This window comes from Oceanobacter sp. 1_MG-2023 (assembly GCF_030689025.1).
In the GTDB taxonomy this organism is placed as follows: Bacteria; Pseudomonadota; Gammaproteobacteria; order Pseudomonadales; family Oceanobacteraceae; genus Oceanobacter.
In genome coordinates this window covers 1-16,603 of the sequence record NZ_JAUYWA010000020.1, presented here as the reverse complement: position 1 = coordinate 16,603, position 16,603 = coordinate 1, and the positions used below count along the sequence as shown (strand labels likewise).

Annotated in this window: 19 protein-coding genes; 15 read left to right on the top strand and 4 right to left on the bottom strand. The window is 52.6% G+C overall.

Annotated elements, in window-relative coordinates; all coding sequences use genetic code 11:
• The first annotated feature begins 23 nt into the window (after positions 1–23).
• From glyA to ybaK, 12 genes are all read left to right on the top strand, one after another.
• Positions 24–1,286, top strand: coding sequence for a serine hydroxymethyltransferase (gene glyA, locus Q8W22_RS12620; RefSeq protein WP_303432644.1), 1,263 nt, complete (start codon positions 24–26; stop codon positions 1,284–1,286).
• 253 nt (positions 1,287–1,539) lie between these two features.
• A complete protein-coding gene (locus Q8W22_RS12615) occupies positions 1,540–1,911 on the top strand; it encodes a hypothetical protein (protein WP_303432646.1) in 372 nt (123 codons plus the stop codon).
• Between the two features lie 148 nt (positions 1,912–2,059).
• On the top strand, positions 2,060–2,545 hold the full coding sequence (gene nrdR / locus Q8W22_RS12610) for a transcriptional regulator NrdR (RefSeq protein ID WP_303432647.1): 486 nt from the start codon (positions 2,060–2,062) through the stop codon (positions 2,543–2,545).
• Complete coding sequence (gene ribD, locus Q8W22_RS12605; RefSeq protein ID WP_305452559.1) at positions 2,542–3,696, top strand: bifunctional diaminohydroxyphosphoribosylaminopyrimidine deaminase/5-amino-6-(5-phosphoribosylamino)uracil reductase RibD; 1,155 nt, start codon at positions 2,542–2,544, stop codon at positions 3,694–3,696. Before nrdR ends, ribD begins: the two co-directional genes overlap by 4 nt.
• Before the next feature lie 37 nt (positions 3,697–3,733).
• Entirely contained in the window at positions 3,734–4,387 is a 654-nt protein-coding gene (locus tag Q8W22_RS12600) for a riboflavin synthase (protein WP_305452557.1), read from the top strand.
• Positions 4,388–4,457: 70 nt separating this feature from the next.
• Entirely contained in the window at positions 4,458–5,573 is a 1,116-nt protein-coding gene (gene ribB, locus Q8W22_RS12595; protein WP_303432650.1) for a 3,4-dihydroxy-2-butanone-4-phosphate synthase, read from the top strand.
• Positions 5,574–5,601: 28 nt separating this feature from the next.
• On the top strand, positions 5,602–6,078 hold the full coding sequence (gene ribE / locus Q8W22_RS12590) for a 6,7-dimethyl-8-ribityllumazine synthase (protein WP_303432652.1): 477 nt from the start codon (positions 5,602–5,604) through the stop codon (positions 6,076–6,078).
• A gap of 5 nt (positions 6,079–6,083) precedes the next feature.
• Complete coding sequence (gene nusB, locus Q8W22_RS12585; RefSeq protein WP_303432654.1) at positions 6,084–6,575, top strand: transcription antitermination factor NusB; 492 nt, start codon at positions 6,084–6,086, stop codon at positions 6,573–6,575.
• Positions 6,572–7,549: a thiamine-phosphate kinase gene (gene thiL / locus Q8W22_RS12580; protein WP_305452549.1), complete on the top strand. Its 978-nt coding sequence runs from the start codon at positions 6,572–6,574 to the stop codon at positions 7,547–7,549. The genes nusB and thiL overlap by 4 nt, the downstream gene beginning before the upstream one ends.
• Before the next feature lie 62 nt (positions 7,550–7,611).
• Positions 7,612–8,310, top strand: a complete 699-nt coding sequence (locus Q8W22_RS12575) for an SIMPL domain-containing protein (protein ID WP_305452547.1) — start codon at positions 7,612–7,614, stop codon at positions 8,308–8,310.
• Positions 8,311–8,321: 11 nt separating this feature from the next.
• Positions 8,322–8,657, top strand: coding sequence for a DUF1653 domain-containing protein (locus Q8W22_RS12570; RefSeq protein WP_305452545.1), 336 nt, complete (start codon positions 8,322–8,324; stop codon positions 8,655–8,657).
• A 3-nt stretch (positions 8,658–8,660) separates the two neighbouring features.
• The gene (gene ybaK / locus Q8W22_RS12565; RefSeq protein WP_305452543.1) at positions 8,661–9,134 is read left to right on the top strand and encodes a Cys-tRNA(Pro) deacylase; all 474 of its coding nucleotides are present in this window, start codon (positions 8,661–8,663) and stop codon (positions 9,132–9,134) included.
• 306 nt (positions 9,135–9,440) lie between these two features.
• Here the strand turns inward: ybaK and rfbB are convergent, their stop codons facing one another.
• Entirely contained in the window at positions 9,441–10,499 is a 1,059-nt protein-coding gene (gene rfbB / locus Q8W22_RS12560) for a dTDP-glucose 4,6-dehydratase (protein WP_303432660.1), read from the bottom strand.
• Between the two features lie 187 nt (positions 10,500–10,686).
• Between rfbB and rfbA the strand changes: the two genes are divergently transcribed.
• Genes rfbA through rfbD form a run of 3 tightly spaced genes read left to right on the top strand, consistent with a single transcriptional unit; the run spans position 10,687 to position 13,027 of the window.
• Positions 10,687–11,571: a glucose-1-phosphate thymidylyltransferase RfbA gene (rfbA, locus tag Q8W22_RS12555; RefSeq protein ID WP_305452541.1), complete on the top strand. Its 885-nt coding sequence runs from the start codon at positions 10,687–10,689 to the stop codon at positions 11,569–11,571.
• Complete coding sequence (rfbC, locus tag Q8W22_RS12550; RefSeq protein WP_305452539.1) at positions 11,571–12,134, top strand: dTDP-4-dehydrorhamnose 3,5-epimerase; 564 nt, start codon at positions 11,571–11,573, stop codon at positions 12,132–12,134. Before rfbA ends, rfbC begins: the two co-directional genes overlap by 1 nt.
• A complete protein-coding gene (gene rfbD, locus Q8W22_RS12545) occupies positions 12,134–13,027 on the top strand; it encodes a dTDP-4-dehydrorhamnose reductase (protein WP_305452538.1) in 894 nt (297 codons plus the stop codon). The genes rfbC and rfbD overlap by 1 nt, the downstream gene beginning before the upstream one ends.
• 211 nt (positions 13,028–13,238) lie before the next feature.
• On the opposite strand, the gene Q8W22_RS12540 is transcribed toward rfbD, so the two are convergent.
• Genes Q8W22_RS12540 through Q8W22_RS12530 form a run of 3 tightly spaced genes read right to left on the bottom strand, consistent with a single transcriptional unit; the run spans position 13,239 to position 16,476 of the window.
• Positions 13,239–14,450 (bottom strand): hypothetical protein, encoded by a 1,212-nt coding sequence (locus tag Q8W22_RS12540; protein ID WP_305452537.1) that lies wholly within the window; start codon positions 14,448–14,450, stop codon positions 13,239–13,241.
• Positions 14,422–15,573, bottom strand: a complete 1,152-nt coding sequence (locus Q8W22_RS12535) for a methanobactin export MATE transporter MbnM (RefSeq protein ID WP_303432667.1) — start codon at positions 15,571–15,573, stop codon at positions 14,422–14,424. The genes Q8W22_RS12540 and Q8W22_RS12535 overlap by 29 nt, the downstream gene beginning before the upstream one ends.
• Complete coding sequence (locus tag Q8W22_RS12530; protein WP_305452535.1) at positions 15,574–16,476, bottom strand: MbnP family copper-binding protein; 903 nt, start codon at positions 16,474–16,476, stop codon at positions 15,574–15,576.
• Positions 16,477–16,603: the final 127 nt, after the last annotated feature.

Sequence of the window (16,603 nt, the reverse complement as noted above, 5' to 3'; positions counted from 1 at the left end):
GCCCACACACCGAGGATCACCTGATGTTTAGCCGCGACATGAACATTGCCGACTTTGACCCGGATCTCTGGTCTGCCATGCAGGCTGAAGATCAGCGTCAGGAACACCATATCGAGCTGATTGCTTCCGAAAACTACACCAGCCCACGGGTGATGGAAGCCCAGGGCTCCCAGCTGACCAACAAATACGCGGAAGGTTATCCGGGCAAACGTTATTACGGCGGCTGTGAGCACGTTGACGTAATTGAACAACTGGCCATCGACCGCGCCAAGGCACTGTTTGGCGCACCTTATGCCAACGTTCAGCCACACTCTGGCTCCCAGGCCAATGCTGCGGTTTTCATGGCACTGGTCAAACCCGGCGATACCGTTCTGGGTATGAGCCTGGCACACGGTGGTCACTTGACCCACGGTGCATCGGTCTCTTTTTCTGGCCGTATCTACAATGCCATCCAGTACGGTCTGAACCCGGAAACCGGCGAAATCGATTACGCAGAAGTCGAGCGTCTGGCCAAAGAACATCAGCCCAAAATGATTATTGCCGGTTTCTCTGCCTATTCCCGAGTGGTTGACTGGCAGCGTTTCCGCGATATCGCCGATGCGGTGGGCGCTTACCTGTTTGTCGATATGGCTCACGTGGCGGGTTTGGTTGCTGCAGGCGTTTACCCGACACCGGTTGGTATTGCCGATGTCGTCACCACCACAACCCACAAAACCCTGCGAGGCCCTCGTGGTGGTCTGATTCTGGCAAAAGAAGACGAAGAGCTGAACAAAAAGCTCAACTTTGCCGTCTTCCCGGAATCCCAGGGTGGCCCACTGATGCACGTGATTGCCGCCAAGGCTGTGTGTTTCAAGGAAGCCATGTCGGATGAATACAAGGCGTATCAGGCCCAGGTGGTCAAAAACGCCCAGGCCATGGCCGCTACCTTTATTGCCCGTGGCATCAATATCGTCTCTGGCGGTACTGACGACCATCTGTTCCTGGTTGATCTGATTGGCAAGGAATACACCGGTAAAGATGCCGACGCCGCCCTCGGTCGCGCCAATATCACGGTGAACAAAAACTCCGTACCAAACGATCCACGTTCACCTTTCGTGACTTCTGGTCTGCGTATCGGTAGCCCAGCGATCACCAGCCGTGGGTTTGGTGAAGCGCAAGCAACAGAACTGGCTGGCTGGATCTGTGACGTACTGGACAGCCTGGAAAACGGCACTTCCGAGCAAGTGGAAGCCGAAGTGAAAGCCAAGGTCATCGCCTTGTGTGATCAGTTCCCGGTTTACCGCTAAGCCCTGCCGGACACCGTCGCCACAGCACATCGTGGCGACGGTGTTTCCAGACTCGACAGCTCGCCTTCACACTCCCCATATTTTCCCGTCTGTTTGCCATCTGACCTGTCCCTGGCCAGCCACCCTGGCGAATTCACATAGACTTTGATCGGATATGGCAATTTTTTATTGCAACCAGACCTCAACGTTCTAGAATCGCAGCGCTCGCGCAAGAAGTTCCGACCGTACTCTTTCGATACTCAGGATGCCTCTCATGACGACGTCGAACCTGCATGCCCACACCCAATGGTCTCCTATTTCCGAGTCCCGCTTACTCAATTTGATCCAGCACACTGAAGCCAGTATGGAGGCGCCGGTCAAAACGCTCTGGCAGCTGATGCGTTTGCCAACCGCCGAAATATGGCAACAGCACCCCTGGGCCGATGAAGGCTGTGGTTTCTGGGTACTGGCTACCTTTGGCCGCCATTGCCTGTACTTTAATGACGTGACCCAGGGGTTTGCCATCAGCCCGTTCCAGCGCTGGGGAAACATCGACCACTTTGATCCAACCCCAACCCCTCTCAATGAACTGATTCAGCGCCTGACCCATACTGTCCTGGCCAATCCCGACTGCGAACGTGCCTGAAAACGTGCCGGAACATGGTTTACCCGGTGATGGCCTGGCCGAAGTCCATGTAAGTCCATGTGTGAAATCATTGCCTGATAATCACGGCAGGAGTACACTGGCGCGCTTTGGCCACCATGGCCGTATCGCTCTTTAGTCAGTTCCGCCTATGCATTGTCCATTCTGCTCACATCCGGAAACCAAGGTGGTCGACTCACGCTTGATGGCTGACGGTGCCCAGGTTCGTCGCCGTCGCGAATGCTCCGGCTGTGGTGAGCGTTTTACCACCTTCGAATGCGTCGAACTGACCTTCCCTCTTGTGATCAAGCAGAACGGTGTCCGGGAAACCTTTCGCGAAAGCAAACTCCGCAGTGGTATCCAACGGGCATTGGAAAAACGCCCGATTCCTGTCGACACGATGGACGCGGCTATCCACCATATCCTGCAAACCATCCGCAACAAAAATGACCGGGAAATATCCAGCCGCCAGATTGGCGAATACGTGATGGCTGAATTACATCAACTGGATCAGGTTGCCTATGTTCGCTTTGCCTCGGTGTATCGCAGCTTCAAGGATCTCGACGAATTCCGCGCCGAAATTGAACGCCTGTCTGCCAGCGTCAGCGCCACGGTTATTACGGAAACCAACCCATGAAGACATATACGCCAACCCATAACCCAGAAGCCCATGGCGATGAGTACTGGATGGCCAGGGCTTTACGTCTGGCAGAGCAAGGACTCTATTCCACCAGCCCCAATCCCCGGGTTGGCTGCGTCATCGTCAAGGATAATGTGCTGGTGGGTGAAGGCTGGCACCAGCAGGCCGGAGGCCCCCACGCAGAAGTCCACGCCTTGCGCATGGCGGGCGATCAGGCTCAAGCGGCCACCGCTTATGTCACCCTCGAACCTTGCAGCCATTTTGGCCGCACGCCACCCTGCGCCCATGCTCTGGCCAACGCCGGTGTTGCCCGGGTTGTTGGTGCCTGTCGCGACCCTAATCCGCAAGTGGCTGGCCGGGGCTTTCAATATCTGCGTGATGCCGGTATCGAGGTGACGGAAACCTGCTTGCAAAATCAGGCTGAATCCCTCAACGCCGGATTTATCCAGCGTATGCGCAGTGGCCTGCCCTGGGTCAGAATCAAGCTGGCCCAAAGCCTCGACGGCCGCACCGCCATGGCCAGTGGCGAAAGCCAATGGATCACTGGCCCCGCGGCCCGCCGCGATGTACAGCGGTTACGAGCGCGCAGCTGCGCAGTGATTACCGGTGCCAGCTCAGTACTGATCGACAATCCTTCCATGACCGTACGGCCAGCCGAAACCGGTATCAAACAACCGGAACATCTCTGGCGTCAGCCTTTACGGGTAGTGATTGACGGCCAACAACGGCTCAGCGGCAACGAAGCTGTTTTTGACCAGCCTGGCGATATCCTCCTGGCGGTTACCAATACCTCCCTGGTCACCGTGCAGCGAGCAGCAAGCTTGGGGCAACTGACGCTCTGGCAAAGCCCGGCAACACAGACAGGCAAGGTTGATTTGCCAGCGCTACTACGGTTTTTGGCCGAACAGGGCCACAATGACATATTGGTCGAAAGTGGTGCCCGGCTGGCGGCGGCGTTTGTAGAAACCGGACTGGTGAATGAACTGGTGTTGTATTGCGCCCCAACCTTGCTGGGCAGTAATGCCCGGCCGTTGCTGGCATTGCCACTGGATAGCATGCAGCAGCAGATTCGCTGGCACTGGCAGGATATTCGTATGGTTGGCCAGGATTTACGCCTGACCTTGCAGCCGGAAGCCGCTCGGCCATAACCCGACCCATCGTCAACAGAGACAGATTGAGAAAGCCATGTTTACAGGAATTATCGAAGCAATCGGCACCGTCGCAAGTGTTACCAGCGTATCCGGTGACTTGCGCCTGACAATCCGCACCGGGGCGCTGGATCTGGCCGATGTCAAACTCGGTGACAGCATCGCCACCAATGGTGTGTGTCTGACCGTCGTGGCACTCCCCGGCGACGGCTTTGTTGCCGATGTGTCACGAGAATCCCTGGCCCATACCCGTATCGGCAGCTGGCAAGCAGGCACCCAAGTCAATCTGGAAAAGGCCCTGCTGCCCACCACTCGCCTTGGTGGCCATATGGTCAGCGGGCATGTGGATGGCGTTGGCCGTATCAGTCAGCGTCAGGCCGATGCCCGCTCGATTCGCTTGACCGTCGAAGCCCCTGCGGAACTGGCTCGTTATATTGCCGCCAAAGGCTCTATCACTGTCGATGGTGTCAGTCTGACAGTGAATGCACTCAGTGATGCCGGGTTTACTCTGAATATTGTGCCCCATACCGCCGCAGAGACAACATTGATTTCCAGCCAGCCAGGTCAGCAGGTTCACCTGGAAGTTGATATGATTGCCCGTTATCTGGAACAACTGGTCAAAGCGCCAGACAATACAGAAAAAACGCCGATGGATGCGGCTTTTCTGGCACAGCATGGATTCTGGAAATAAACCGATTCATCGAGCGCCAGACAATCAGTAATACAACACATACTCACAGATTATTCTGAACAGGCTTATTATGGCACTGAACACCATCGAAGAAATTCTGGCCGACATCCGTGACGGTAAAATGGTCATTCTGATGGATGACGAAGACCGTGAAAACGAAGGCGATATTATTGTTGCCGCAGAAAAAGTAACGCCAGAAATCATCAATTTCATGGCCACCGAAGCGCGTGGCCTGATCTGTCTCCCCTTGTCAGCAGAACGTTGTGATTACCTCGGTTTACCCGCCATGGTAACCGCCAACGGCGCCAGGTTTTACACCCCGTTTACCGTCTCAATTGAAGCCGCAGAAGGTGTCACCACCGGTATTTCTGCCGCCGACCGTGCCGCGACTATCCTGGCGGCAGTCAACCCGATGGGTAAACCAGAAGACATTGTCCAGCCAGGTCACATCTTTCCGTTACGCGCCCGCCCCGGCGGTGTTTTGAGTCGTGCCGGTCATACCGAAGCAGGGAGCGACCTCGCCCGTATGGCAGGTCTGACCCCGGCAGCCGCCATTGTTGAGGTTCTGAACCCTGATGGCACCATGGCCCGACGTCCACAACTGGAAGTGTTTGCCGCCAAGCACGGCCTCAAGATCGGTACCATTGCCGACCTGATCCATTACCGCATGGCCAATGAAAAAACCGTTGAGCTGATCAGCAAAGACAAGATTGCCACCGAATATGGCGATTTTATGCTGCACACGTTCCGCGATACCATCCAGAACGAGACCCACCTGGCCTTGACACTGGGCGACATTCAGCCGGATAGCCCTTGTGTTGTCCGGGTACAGACCAATAATTACCTGCGCGATGTCCTTGGCATAAAACCCAAGTCCGGTGCCAGCTGGTCATCATCCCATGCGCTACAGCGCATTGCCGCAGAGGGCGAAGGTGTACTCGTGCTGTTATCCGCCGGTCAGCACGATGCCATCGAAGACAGCCTCGACGACTTTTTTGGTCGCGCGCGGCCGATTCCCAGCCCCAACACCGATAGCTCTGGTGCCTTTCTCACCATCGGCACCGGCTCCCAAATCTTGCGTGAGCTAGGCGTACAAAAAATGCGTCTGCTCAGCTCGGAAATGAAATACAGCGGCATCTCGGGTTTTGATCTCGAAATCACTGAATACTTGCCGTTTGACGCCTGACACCACCGATTACGAACTGGAAATACACATGAAACAGATCAGAACTATTGAAGGCAACCTCACCCCGAATGACGGCAAATACGCCATTGTGGTTGGCCGCTGGAATGCCTTTGTTGTTGAAAGCCTGCTCGAAGGCGCAGTCGACAGCCTGTTGCGTCACGGCGTTGATGAAGAAAACATCACCATTATTCGTGCGCCCGGTGCGTTCGAGATTCCTCTGGTTGTGCAACGCATCGCATCATCCGAACGCTACGATGCCATTATCGCACTCGGTGCCGTGATTCGTGGTGGCACCCCACACTTTGAATACGTCGCGGGTGAATGCACCAAAGGGCTGTCCAGCGTCTCACTGGAATACAGTGTACCGGTGTCCTTCGGTGTCCTGACCGTCGATAGTATTGAGCAAGCAATTGAACGCTCAGGCACCAAGGCAGGTAACAAAGGGGAAGAAGCTGCGATGTCTGCCTTTGAAATGGTTTCCCTGCTGTCCGCCCTGGAGGCCTGATCCGCATGTCACGTGCTTCTGGCAACCATAAACCCAGTCCCGCTGCCCGCCGCAAAGCACGTGCTTTTGCTTTGCAGGCGCTGTACCAATGGCAAATCGCCGGGGCCAATCTGACCCAGATCGAGTCGGAATTTCGTGCCGATAACGATATGAGCAAGGTCGACCTGGAGTATTTCCACGACATACTCCACGGCGTCCCCCGTGAGCGCTCAGCCCTGGATGAGAAAATTGCGCCGCTGATGGATCGCCGCCTTGATGAGATGACGCCAGTTGAGCTGGCCATTCTGCGCCTTGGGGCTTTCGAAATGTGCCGCCGTCCGGATGTGCCCTACAAGGTCGTTATCAATGAATCGGTCGAGCTGGCCAAAGTCTTTGGCGCTACCGATGGCCACAAGTACATCAATGGCGTCCTCGACAAGCTGGCCCAGCGCGAACGGGGCGTTGAAATCCGAGGTGCCCGTGGTGGCGCCCAACGGCGAGACAACCAGGAGCAGTGAGCAGACAACAGCCCGGCAGTTCTGAATTTGAACTGATACAGCGCTGTTTTACTCAGGGGTATCCGACAGATGCGGCCACTCTGCTTGGTATAGGTGACGATGCCAGCGTCATTGCTCCGCCAGCCGATCAGCATCTGGCGCAAAGCCTGGATACCCAGGTTGCCGATGTTCACTTCCCCGCCAATGCCCCTGCTCATTTGATTGCCCAGCGCGCCTTGCGCTGTGCTGTCAGTGATCTGGCGGCGATGGGGGCCTCCCCGCAAGGTTTTTTACTCGGTCTTACCCTGCCCGACAACCAACCGGACTGGCTTGATGATTTTGCCCGTGGTTTACGGGATGCGGCCACTGCATGCGGTATCACCCTGCTCGGTGGAGATACCACACGCGGGCCAGCGCTGGTGATCAGCCTGCTGGTTCAAGGCTGGGTACCGGCACTCTCATATCCCCGCGGGCTGACTCGTGGTGGGGCCCAACCAGGGGACGATGTCTGGGTCAGTGGTTGTCTTGGGCAAGCGGCATTGGCATTACCCATGGTACTCGCCAATCCGGCCATCCACACCGGCTTGGCCGCCGCCTATTATTACCCAGCGCCACGGTTAACTCTGGGCCAGTCGCTGTTAGGCATCGCGACAGCAGCACTGGATATTTCTGATGGGCTGTTACAAGATGCCCACCATATTGCTACCGCCTCAGCCGTTAACCTGGCATTGACCGGCGAACACATTCCAACAGCTGTTGCACTCGGTCATCCTGGCTGGCCCGACTGCCTGAGCGGTGGTGATGACTACGAATTGTTGTTCACGGCACCGGCGGATCAACAGACACGTATTGCGACACTGTCACAACAGCTGGACGTTCCCTTGACCCGTATCGGCCAGTGCCAGTCGAAGATCAATGATCAGCAGCCGACAGTTACCGTGTTACTACAGGACCAACCAGTGCAATTGACGACGTCCGGCTATCAGCACTTCTAGCTCATTACGGAGTCAGAGACACAGTAAATCTCCAGACGAACATCAAACGAAAAGGAACTCTTATGATACGCCTTACCCGCACCGCCCTGATGTTATGCTTGCCGCTGGCAGCTGTGTTATCCCAACCCGCCCTGGCCGGTGAACCTGCCTACGTCCAGGTGTCTGCCAGTGCTGATATTCAGGCAAATCCGGATTATTTGCTGCTCAATCTCTCAATCAGTGATATCCAGCCCACTCTGGCCGCCGCGAAACGGCAGGTCGATGACAGCTTTCATCAATTGATGGCGGTAACTCGCAAACTGGATATCGCCGAAGAGCATGTCCGTGCGGAACAAATCTCGAACTACCCCCAATACCAGTGGATTGATAAAAGCCGTACCTATACCGGCGAGCAGGTCACCCGCCGGATAGAAATTACCCTGCGTGATCTGGGCAACTACGGTGACCTGGTCCACCAACTGATGCAGAACCCGCTGGTACAAATCAGCCAGAGCCAGTTCCGTTTTGACAATCGTGATGCTCTGGAAAACCAGGCATTACAAAACGCCTTGTTAAAAGCCAAAGACAAAGCTCACTTGATGGCCACTACGCTGAATAGTGAGCTGGGGGATGTACTGGCTATCAGCGAAAGCGGCTCACGTATCAATCAGCCCGTTTATGCCATGCGCGAAATGTCTGTCAGCAGCAAACAAAGCGCTCCAATGCTGGTACAGAAACAAACCATCAGCGCCAGTGTTGATGTCCGGTTTGAACTTGAATAAGGAAGGTAGACATGAGCCAAACGTCAACCGCGAACACAACGTCCCACAAGCCAATCCCGCCAGCCCCTGAACCATTACGTCCTGGGCGCTATCGTCATTACAAGGGTCAGGATTACGAGGTATTTGGGCTGGTTCGCCATAGCGAAAGCAACGAATGGCTGGTGCATTACCGCACGCTTTACGGTGACTTCAGTCACTGGGTACGGCCGTACGAAATGTTTATGGAAACCGTCGAGGTCGCAGGGGAAATACTGGTTCGATTTGACTATCAGGGGCCAATGGAACAAGCAGACTCCACAACAACCAATACCTCGACACAATCAATAGCTCAAACAGAGGATGATTGACGTATGACCCCCGCTGTTAATGCGGCCAAAAAAGCCGCTGTCCGTTTTAGCTTGCATGAATATCAACACGACCCCAAAGCAGCATCCTGGGGTGAAGAAGCCGCTGCAGCTCTCGGCCTCGCCCCGTCACAGGTTTTCAAAACCTTGCTGGTCAGCCTTGGTGGTCACAAAAGTACCCTGGCGGTTGCCATTCTGCCGGTGAACAAAAAGCTGAATCTGAAAGCCATCGCAAAAGCACTGGGGGCCAAAAAAGCCGAGATGGCCGATCCGGCTATCGCAGAAAAAACAACCGGATATGTCGTTGGAGGAATCAGCCCGTTAGGACAGAAAAAGAAACTGCCTACCGTACTCGACAGCTCCGCCGAGCCGCAAACAACAATCAACGTCAGTGCCGGTCGGCGTGGGCTGGAGATTGAGTTGGCTCCGGCTGATTTACTGGCATTAACTCAAGGAACGTTCGCCGCGATTAGTAACTGACGCGGTCGTATTGTCATTATCCACACACAACCAGCACAGCTGACCCAAGGCCGGCGTGACAGTACACTCATCACCGTCAGGCGTTGTTCCATTTACGCTCCGGCCAAGGGCAATATGGCTCACTTGATCATCATAGTACTCGTGAGCCATGGATATGGCTCACTTGATCATCATAGTACTCGTGAGCCATGGATATGGCTTTCCGAACTGGTAATAAATAGCTGCACGCCTCGCTGTCCAACGTCGGTACATATATATCAGCCCAATCAATAGACGAAAGCTATTCCAGCAAGCAACAAGATTTCACTAATTTCCGAGTCGTTCCAATCTGTAATCTCCATTTAATACAGACGACCACCAGTCTTCATTTTCCAGGTACCACTGAACCGTTTTTCGGATTCCGCTTTCGAAGGTTTCCATCGGTTCCCAACCAAGCTCTTTTTGTATTTTAGTGGCATCAATCGCATAACGCTGATCATGTCCAGGCCGGTCTTTTACAAAAGTAATCAGGTCTCGGTAATATTGCACTTCTGCTGGTTTTTCAGGTGCCAGCTCTTCCAGCAAACTGCAGATTGTTTCCACTACAGTCAGATTGGATTTTTCGTTATGACCACCAATATTATAGGTTTCATTAATTTCCCCCTGGGTCGCAACGGTTATTAGAGCTCTCGCATGATCTTCCACATAAAGCCAATCTCTAATTTGAGCCCCTGTTCCATATACAGGCAATGATTTCCCTTGCAATGCATTTAAAATTACATGTGGAATTAATTTTTCAGGAAAATGAAAAGGTCCATAATTATTAGAGCAATTGGTGACAACTACTGGCAAGTTATAGGTACGGCCCCACGCTCTCACCAAATGATCAGATGATGCCTTACTGGCTGAGTATGGAGAGCTGGGAGAGTATGGTGTATTTTCGGTAAACAGGTCATCCGTACCTTCCAGGTCACCATATACTTCATCAGTGGATATGTGATGGAACCGGAACTGTTGCTGCCGTTCCTCTGGGAGTGTTGAATAAAGCTTTCGAGCGGCTTCAAGTAAGTTGAATGTTCCAATAACATTGGTTTGAATAAAGTCATCGGGGCTGTCGATTGAACGATCGACATGACTTTCAGCAGCCAGGTGCATGATGATGTCTGGCTGGTATTTTTCGAGTGTGTCTTTTACCGCGTCGGCATTTCTCAAGTCTACTTTTGTGAATGTGTAACGTTCATTCTGAGATATTGAATCCAGTGAATTCAGATTGCCAGCATAAGTGAGGCAGTCCAGATTAATGACAGTGTGGTCTGTTGCATTGATCAGGTGTCGGACGACGGCACTTCCGATAAAACCGGCTCCGCCAGTGACTAGAAATTTCATTGTGCTTGACTCAAGTTAGGTATATATTTTGCTGTTTTAAGGCGTTGTCTTTTTTGATCTTCTCTGCTTTCCATTATCCGAAAACAATCATACAAGTTAAAGATACTGCATCGGCTAGTCAATTTCATCTTGATTGGTCTGCCAATAAATGTAGCATACATGCTCATAAAATACATTTGGAGAGAAAATGAGTTCATATAAAGGCATTATCTTGGCTGGAGGTTCCGGGACACGATTGCACCCCATCACACGAGGTGTCTCCAAACAATTGTTACCAATCTATGACAAACCAATGATTTTTTACCCCATCTCTGTACTTATGTTGGCAGGTATCAGAGAGATTCTTATTATTTCCACCCCAGAAGATATGCCATCTTTCCAGCGCATGCTAGGGTCTGGTGAAGCATACGGAGTGCGTTTTAGCTACGCGGTGCAGCCATCCCCTGATGGATTGGCCCAGGCATTCCTGATCGGGGAAGAATTTCTGGCTGGAGCACCGGCTGCATTGGTGTTGGGCGACAACATTTTTTATGGTCAGCACTTTAGTGACAATCTTATCAATGCTGCCGAGCGTAAAGATGGAGCCACTGTTTTTGGCTATCACGTAAGTGATCCTGAGCGCTTTGGGGTGGTCGAGTTTGATAGTAATGGCAAGGCACTTTCCATTGAAGAAAAACCAATCAAGCCAAAGTCCAGCTATGCCGTTACCGGTTTGTATTTCTACGATAACAATATCGTCGATGTCGCCAAAGCCGTGAAGCCTTCTCCTCGTGGTGAGCTTGAGATCACAGATATCAATAACATGTATCTGGAAGCCGGCAAGCTGAATGTTGAAGTATTGGGCCGAGGCTTTGCCTGGCTGGATACTGGTACTCATGACTCCTTGATTGAAGCTGGTATGTTTGTGAATACCATTGAACAGCGCCAAGGCTTCAAAATAGCATGCCTGGAAGAAATTGCATTTGATCATGGCTGGATCACCGCAGAACAACTGGAAGCCGAAGCTACTGCTTTGAAAAAAACAGGTTATGGTCAATACCTATTCAAAATTCTGAAGGAGGCACAAGCCTGATGAATGTGATTCAAACCTCGATTGACGGTGTTGTTGTGATTGAGCCTAAAGTTTTTGGGGATGAGAGAGGCTTTTTCCTGGAGACATTTCAGGACAATCGTTACCGTGATATGGCAGGTATCAATGCAACCTTTGTACAGGACAATCATTCCCGGTCCCGAAAAGGGGTATTACGAGGGCTTCATTTTCAGAAGTCAAAGCCTCAAGGCAAGCTCGTACGGGTTATTCGCGGATCAGTCTTCGATGTAGCCGTTGATATACGCCCAGGTTCTCCCACGTTTGGGCAGTGGGAAGGCGTTATTTTGAGCGAGGAAAACAAGCGCCAATTCTGGGTTCCACCTGGATTGGCTCATGGCTTTCTGGTGCTTTCAGACGCTGCAGACTTTGAATACAAATGCACCGACTACTATGATCCTGCCGATGAAGGCAGTCTTATATGGAACGACCCGGAGGTCGCTATTGAATGGCCTTTGAACGAGCTGGGTGATGTAGAAGTCCAGCTGTCTGGTAAAGATGCAGTTGCCCCTACGCTGGCTCAGCTAGCAGCAACAAGGAGTGTTTGATGCGCTGGTTGATTACTGGAGCCAATGGTCAATTGGGGCAGAGTATGTCCCGCTTATTGACAAGCCATGGTGAAGAGTTTCATGCCTTGTCATCGTCAGAACTGGATATATCCGATGAGGCAGCTGTCAATAACGTACTAAGTGCCATAAAGCCCGATGTTGTTGTTAATGCCGCGGCCTATACCGCAGTTGATAAAGCAGAATCAGAACATGATTCAGCCTACAAGGTTAATGAAACCGGCCCTGCTTTATTGGCTTCCTGGTGTGCCGGCAATACTGCTCATTTTATACATGTGTCCACCGATTATGTGTTTTCTGGCGAAGGACGCATTGCATGGAAAGAGACTGACGCAGTCGACCCTCAGTCTGTCTATGGCGCATCCAAGCTAGCTGGCGAGCAGGCGGTGTTCAAGATTTGTCCGGAAGCGATCATTCTCAGAACAGCTTGGGTATTCAGTGAGTACGGAAATAACTTTGTCAAAACCATGGTCAAGTTAGCCCAGCAACGAGACCAATTGTCGGTGGTGGCAGATCAAATAGGTTGCCCTACCTATGCCGGTGATATAGCCCGGGCAATTTACTCACTGATGCAACAACGTGAGAAAAAAGGGAAGGTTGAAGTGAAAGGCCTTTATCATTTTGCCGGTGATATCGCAGTGTCATGGTGGGCATTTGCCAGAGAAATTCATCAACAGGCTTTGACTGTCGGCTTGATTGAGCGATGCCCTACCTTGGGAGCGATTCCCTCTTCCGAATACCCGACTCCGGCGACCAGACCCGTATTTTCGGTACTTGATTGCTCTAAAGTGGTGGCAGCAGGCGTCGAGCCGTCAAACTGGAAAGCTGGGTTACAAGCAGTGCTTGAAAGTATTAAAGCGGAAGGGGTGAGATAACATCTTGTTACTCAAGCAGTACCGTTAGACCCAATTACTTTTTCGGCACAGCGTACCCTACGTTTGAAACTCGCCGTATGCAGACCAAAGCTCAGGAGTCTTTAGCCTTTGCGGATCGGATCATAAAGCCTTTTATGATCCGTTCGGTCTCGCTCAGGAAGCATCAACAACCAGCACAGCTGACCCAAGGCCGGCGTGACAGTACACTCATCTAGAAAGCGACGCTGTGTACCCATTGCAGCTGCGTTCTTGGTAATGCCAAAGCATCCGCCAGCGGCACGTTATATTGCAAACGCAGCTTGCTGCCAGGCAAGGGCAGATGCCAGGCCACCAGCATATTCAGGTAACTTGGGCTACGGTCTTCGTGATTCAGAATCGAGTCTTCAAGGTCATCACTGGATAATTCGCTCAGCGCAACATCACTGCCTATCATCTGCCAACGCAGGCCCGCTTCCAATGTGCGTTGTTGCCATGACAAATCCAGATAGGCCCCCCAACTGCGTAAATCCAGCGCCGCACTGGCATCCGTGGTTTGTCCGTCAGCACTACTGAGATCACCTTCTTCCTGTCGCTGCTGATACTCGCCCTGCAACTGCCACACACCCAGGGTGTTTTTCCATTCACCGCTCCAGCCAAGAGCAATATGGCTCACTTGACCATCAAAGTATTCGGTCGCCGTTGAGCCATGGGTATGGCTTTCCGAACTGGTGGCAAATAGCTGCATGCCTCGCTGACCAACCTCAGCACCATAGACATCCAGCTTGAACAGGTGTTGCCATTGGCCGTAACGCGTACCGACTTGAGCGGTGATCATGGCAGCACTACCATCATCGGTGGTAGCCATCTGGCTGGTACCCAACACACTGGCGGTAGTTCGCCACTGCCAATGCTCCGACCACTGCCCCTGATAAGCCAACCGGGCTTCGCCTTCTGACCACTCACCACCCCACAATGCCTGATACACCAGAGGTAACTCGGCGAACCGGCGCGAATGGCCATGTAATCGATTCAACCAACCGATATCCACCAGCTGCTGCCCTGCCCGCATCTCCCAGTTACCAGCTTGATGACCAAGCCAGGCTTCATGCACCTCGGTACTGCTGCTGTGATATGACAACACTGCTCGCCCATACAGATGCTGATCCGGCAATTGGAAAGACCGACCAATATCCACATGCTGCAAGCTGACCCCAGCACTGAGATAATGTGTGTCATAGGGCAAAAAACCGGCAATGACTGGAGAAGACATATTCTGATAGCCCATCATCACATCCAGCTGCCACGGCGTAGCATTATCCCCGCTCTCGCTGGCAGCAGCATGTCCGTGCTGATGACCGCTGTCGGCGACTGCCGGGAGAACCACCAGGCCGGTAACTGCCATAACGCAGCAGATATTATTCAAACGGGTTGGAAAAACGCTCATCGCTAATAAATTCCTGGTCAGTCAGGCTGTGAAGAAAATTGATCAGATCTGTTTTGTCATCGTCCGACAGGTCAAATCCGCTGACAAAACTGCTTTTATACGGGTTATCACGTCCATCTCCGCTGTACTCACCAGAGGTGATATTACGTCCACCATCAGCATAAAATTCCAGAACTTCTTCCAGTGTTTCCATGGAACCGTCGTGCATATAAGGCGCTGTCAGCTCGATATTGCGTAACGTCGGTGGCCGGAAAGCACCCATATCATTCCAGTCCCCGGTAACCTGATATTTGCCGGTATTGTCCTCAGGGTAACTGCCCTGATTATCGATATTGTACAAACCGGTATTAAAAAATGGTCGTTCCGGGAAGCGGGTATTGGTGGTAATGGTTGAACTGGAGAAATTGAAACCATTATGGCAGTGGAAACATTCCAGCTCTTCCGAGAAGAACAGGGTCTCTCCCCGACGAGCCGAATCGGACAGCTCATTATTGTCGTAAGGTGAGCGGTCAGACACCATCGTCCGGGTAAAAGAAGCCAATGCGTAGGTTATATTGGTCAGGGTAAAGGGGTCACTTTCCGATGGAAAGGCATCGGCAAACAGGGTCTGGTAGTCTTCATCATTACGGAAGCGATCCAGCACTTCCGTCAGATTGGCGTCGTTAATCCCCAACTCTTCCGGTGTATCACCCGTCAGAGGAATAGCCAGTTGCAGCTCGATACTGGTAAAAATCGAGTTCCACCAGGTGTAGGTGCCGTTGTACGCCACGTTCGTCAAGGTCTGGGAATTACGCACCAGATCATCACCGGTCGATCCGGTCGGCACGACCTTGCCATCCGTAAAGGCCAGTTCCTGAAAGTGACAGCTTTCACAACTCTGGGTCTGGTTGCCCGACAGTCGGGTATCGTAAAACAAATAACGTCCAAGGGTGATCTTGGCATCCGTCAGTGGGTTGTCATCCGGAATCGCGGGCAGTACAAAGCCACCCTCACTGCTGAGTTGCAGCAGGGTAACCCCTTCGGCTTCCTGCTCCAGCTGCAGATCAAAATCGGATGACTGGCAACCCACCAGAAGTAGCCCACAGGCTCCCAGCACCCCGGCATACCAATGACTCAGTGCCATTTATTCAACCGTAACCCAGGTTTGTGAATCACAGTCATCATCCAGGCATTGGCCCGTGGTGACATCCAGCCCCAGATTGGTGAAGATCTCGGCACACTCAGGGTCGGTAGCGCTCGACATACAGCCCGTTGCACCACCTTCATCGGTTGTGATATCCGAGTCAGCAACCAGCGCAGCATAATCAAAGTTGATGATGCTGCTTGCCAGCGTCACATTCGAAAAGGTGTAGGTCGGGCGGTTGGGACGTGAGTCGGTACAATCCAGATTGTCGTTATTTTCATCCAGTGTGCAACCGGTGGTACCCAGGTGAATATTCCAGTCAACCACATCCAGGCGGGCATGTTTGTAGCCGCCAGCCCAACTCCAGTGCAGGCCGCTGATATTCAGTGGTGAAACCGCTGTGTCACTATCCAGGTGGTTCAAATCTTCTGGTACACCCACGGTAAAGCGCACCCGGCTATAGTCGGCTTCAGGAGCTGTCCCTGTGATCACACTGTTCATGGCAGTGGTGGATGAAGTACAGGTATCACTACCATCTTCAAAGTCCAGCAGAGCTACGTTTTCATACTGCCAGTCACTGCTATCCAGCGTCAGGCTGACAAACTCACCATCGTCAGTCGCAACTTGAACATCCGAGACATACAAACGAAAATCCTTGATTGAAGGCAGGCTGCCGTTGCCATCGTCTGCGGTACCAACCAGAGTTGTATGCTCCCCACACGCCATCTCTTCAGCACCGACTGACGCCGAAAACTGCAAGCTGTAGCTGACGGTCTCGGCACTGGCGTCCGAGTCGCTATCACTGCTACTGTCGCTACCGCAACTGGCCAGTAGTACGCTGGTAGCCATAACGCTTAGAGTGGTTAGAAGTCTGGTGCCAGGAGTTGTGGAGATAATGCGCATAAATGTGTCCTTACCGGATAAGATTTATAATTTGGTGCTGGTATGCTCCAGGGGACATCTATTTAATCCTGCACGGCTCTGCGCGAGTGTTGCCGTTGTTCAGGGCAAGGCGACGAATGCAGCGAAA

What these genes read in the sequence shown, in the direction of transcription:
- ribE (WP_303432652.1), top strand. Translation starts at nt 5,602, where the DNA reads ATGAAACAGATCAGAACTATTGAAGGCAACCTCACCCCGAATGACGGC.
- Q8W22_RS12600 (WP_305452557.1), top strand. Translation starts at nt 3,734, where the DNA reads ATGTTTACAGGAATTATCGAAGCAATCGGCACCGTCGCAAGTGTTACC.
- rfbD (WP_305452538.1), top strand. Translation starts at nt 12,134, where the DNA reads ATGCGCTGGTTGATTACTGGAGCCAATGGTCAATTGGGGCAGAGTATG.
- glyA (WP_303432644.1), top strand. Translation starts at nt 24, where the DNA reads ATGTTTAGCCGCGACATGAACATTGCCGACTTTGACCCGGATCTCTGG.
- nusB (WP_303432654.1), top strand. Translation starts at nt 6,084, where the DNA reads ATGTCACGTGCTTCTGGCAACCATAAACCCAGTCCCGCTGCCCGCCGC.
- Q8W22_RS12615 (WP_303432646.1), top strand. Translation starts at nt 1,540, where the DNA reads ATGACGACGTCGAACCTGCATGCCCACACCCAATGGTCTCCTATTTCC.
- Q8W22_RS12575 (WP_305452547.1), top strand. Translation starts at nt 7,612, where the DNA reads ATGATACGCCTTACCCGCACCGCCCTGATGTTATGCTTGCCGCTGGCA.
- Q8W22_RS12535 (WP_303432667.1), bottom strand. Translation starts at nt 15,573, where the DNA reads ATGGCACTGAGTCATTGGTATGCCGGGGTGCTGGGAGCCTGTGGGCTA.
- Q8W22_RS12570 (WP_305452545.1), top strand. Translation starts at nt 8,322, where the DNA reads ATGAGCCAAACGTCAACCGCGAACACAACGTCCCACAAGCCAATCCCG.
- rfbC (WP_305452539.1), top strand. Translation starts at nt 11,571, where the DNA reads ATGAATGTGATTCAAACCTCGATTGACGGTGTTGTTGTGATTGAGCCT.
- ribB (WP_303432650.1), top strand. Translation starts at nt 4,458, where the DNA reads ATGGCACTGAACACCATCGAAGAAATTCTGGCCGACATCCGTGACGGT.
- rfbB (WP_303432660.1), bottom strand. Translation starts at nt 10,499, where the DNA reads ATGAAATTTCTAGTCACTGGCGGAGCCGGTTTTATCGGAAGTGCCGTC.
- nrdR (WP_303432647.1), top strand. Translation starts at nt 2,060, where the DNA reads ATGCATTGTCCATTCTGCTCACATCCGGAAACCAAGGTGGTCGACTCA.
- Q8W22_RS12530 (WP_305452535.1), bottom strand. Translation starts at nt 16,476, where the DNA reads ATGCGCATTATCTCCACAACTCCTGGCACCAGACTTCTAACCACTCTA.
- ribD (WP_305452559.1), top strand. Translation starts at nt 2,542, where the DNA reads ATGAAGACATATACGCCAACCCATAACCCAGAAGCCCATGGCGATGAG.
- Q8W22_RS12540 (WP_305452537.1), bottom strand. Translation starts at nt 14,450, where the DNA reads ATGAGCGTTTTTCCAACCCGTTTGAATAATATCTGCTGCGTTATGGCA.
- rfbA (WP_305452541.1), top strand. Translation starts at nt 10,687, where the DNA reads ATGAGTTCATATAAAGGCATTATCTTGGCTGGAGGTTCCGGGACACGA.
- ybaK (WP_305452543.1), top strand. Translation starts at nt 8,661, where the DNA reads ATGACCCCCGCTGTTAATGCGGCCAAAAAAGCCGCTGTCCGTTTTAGC.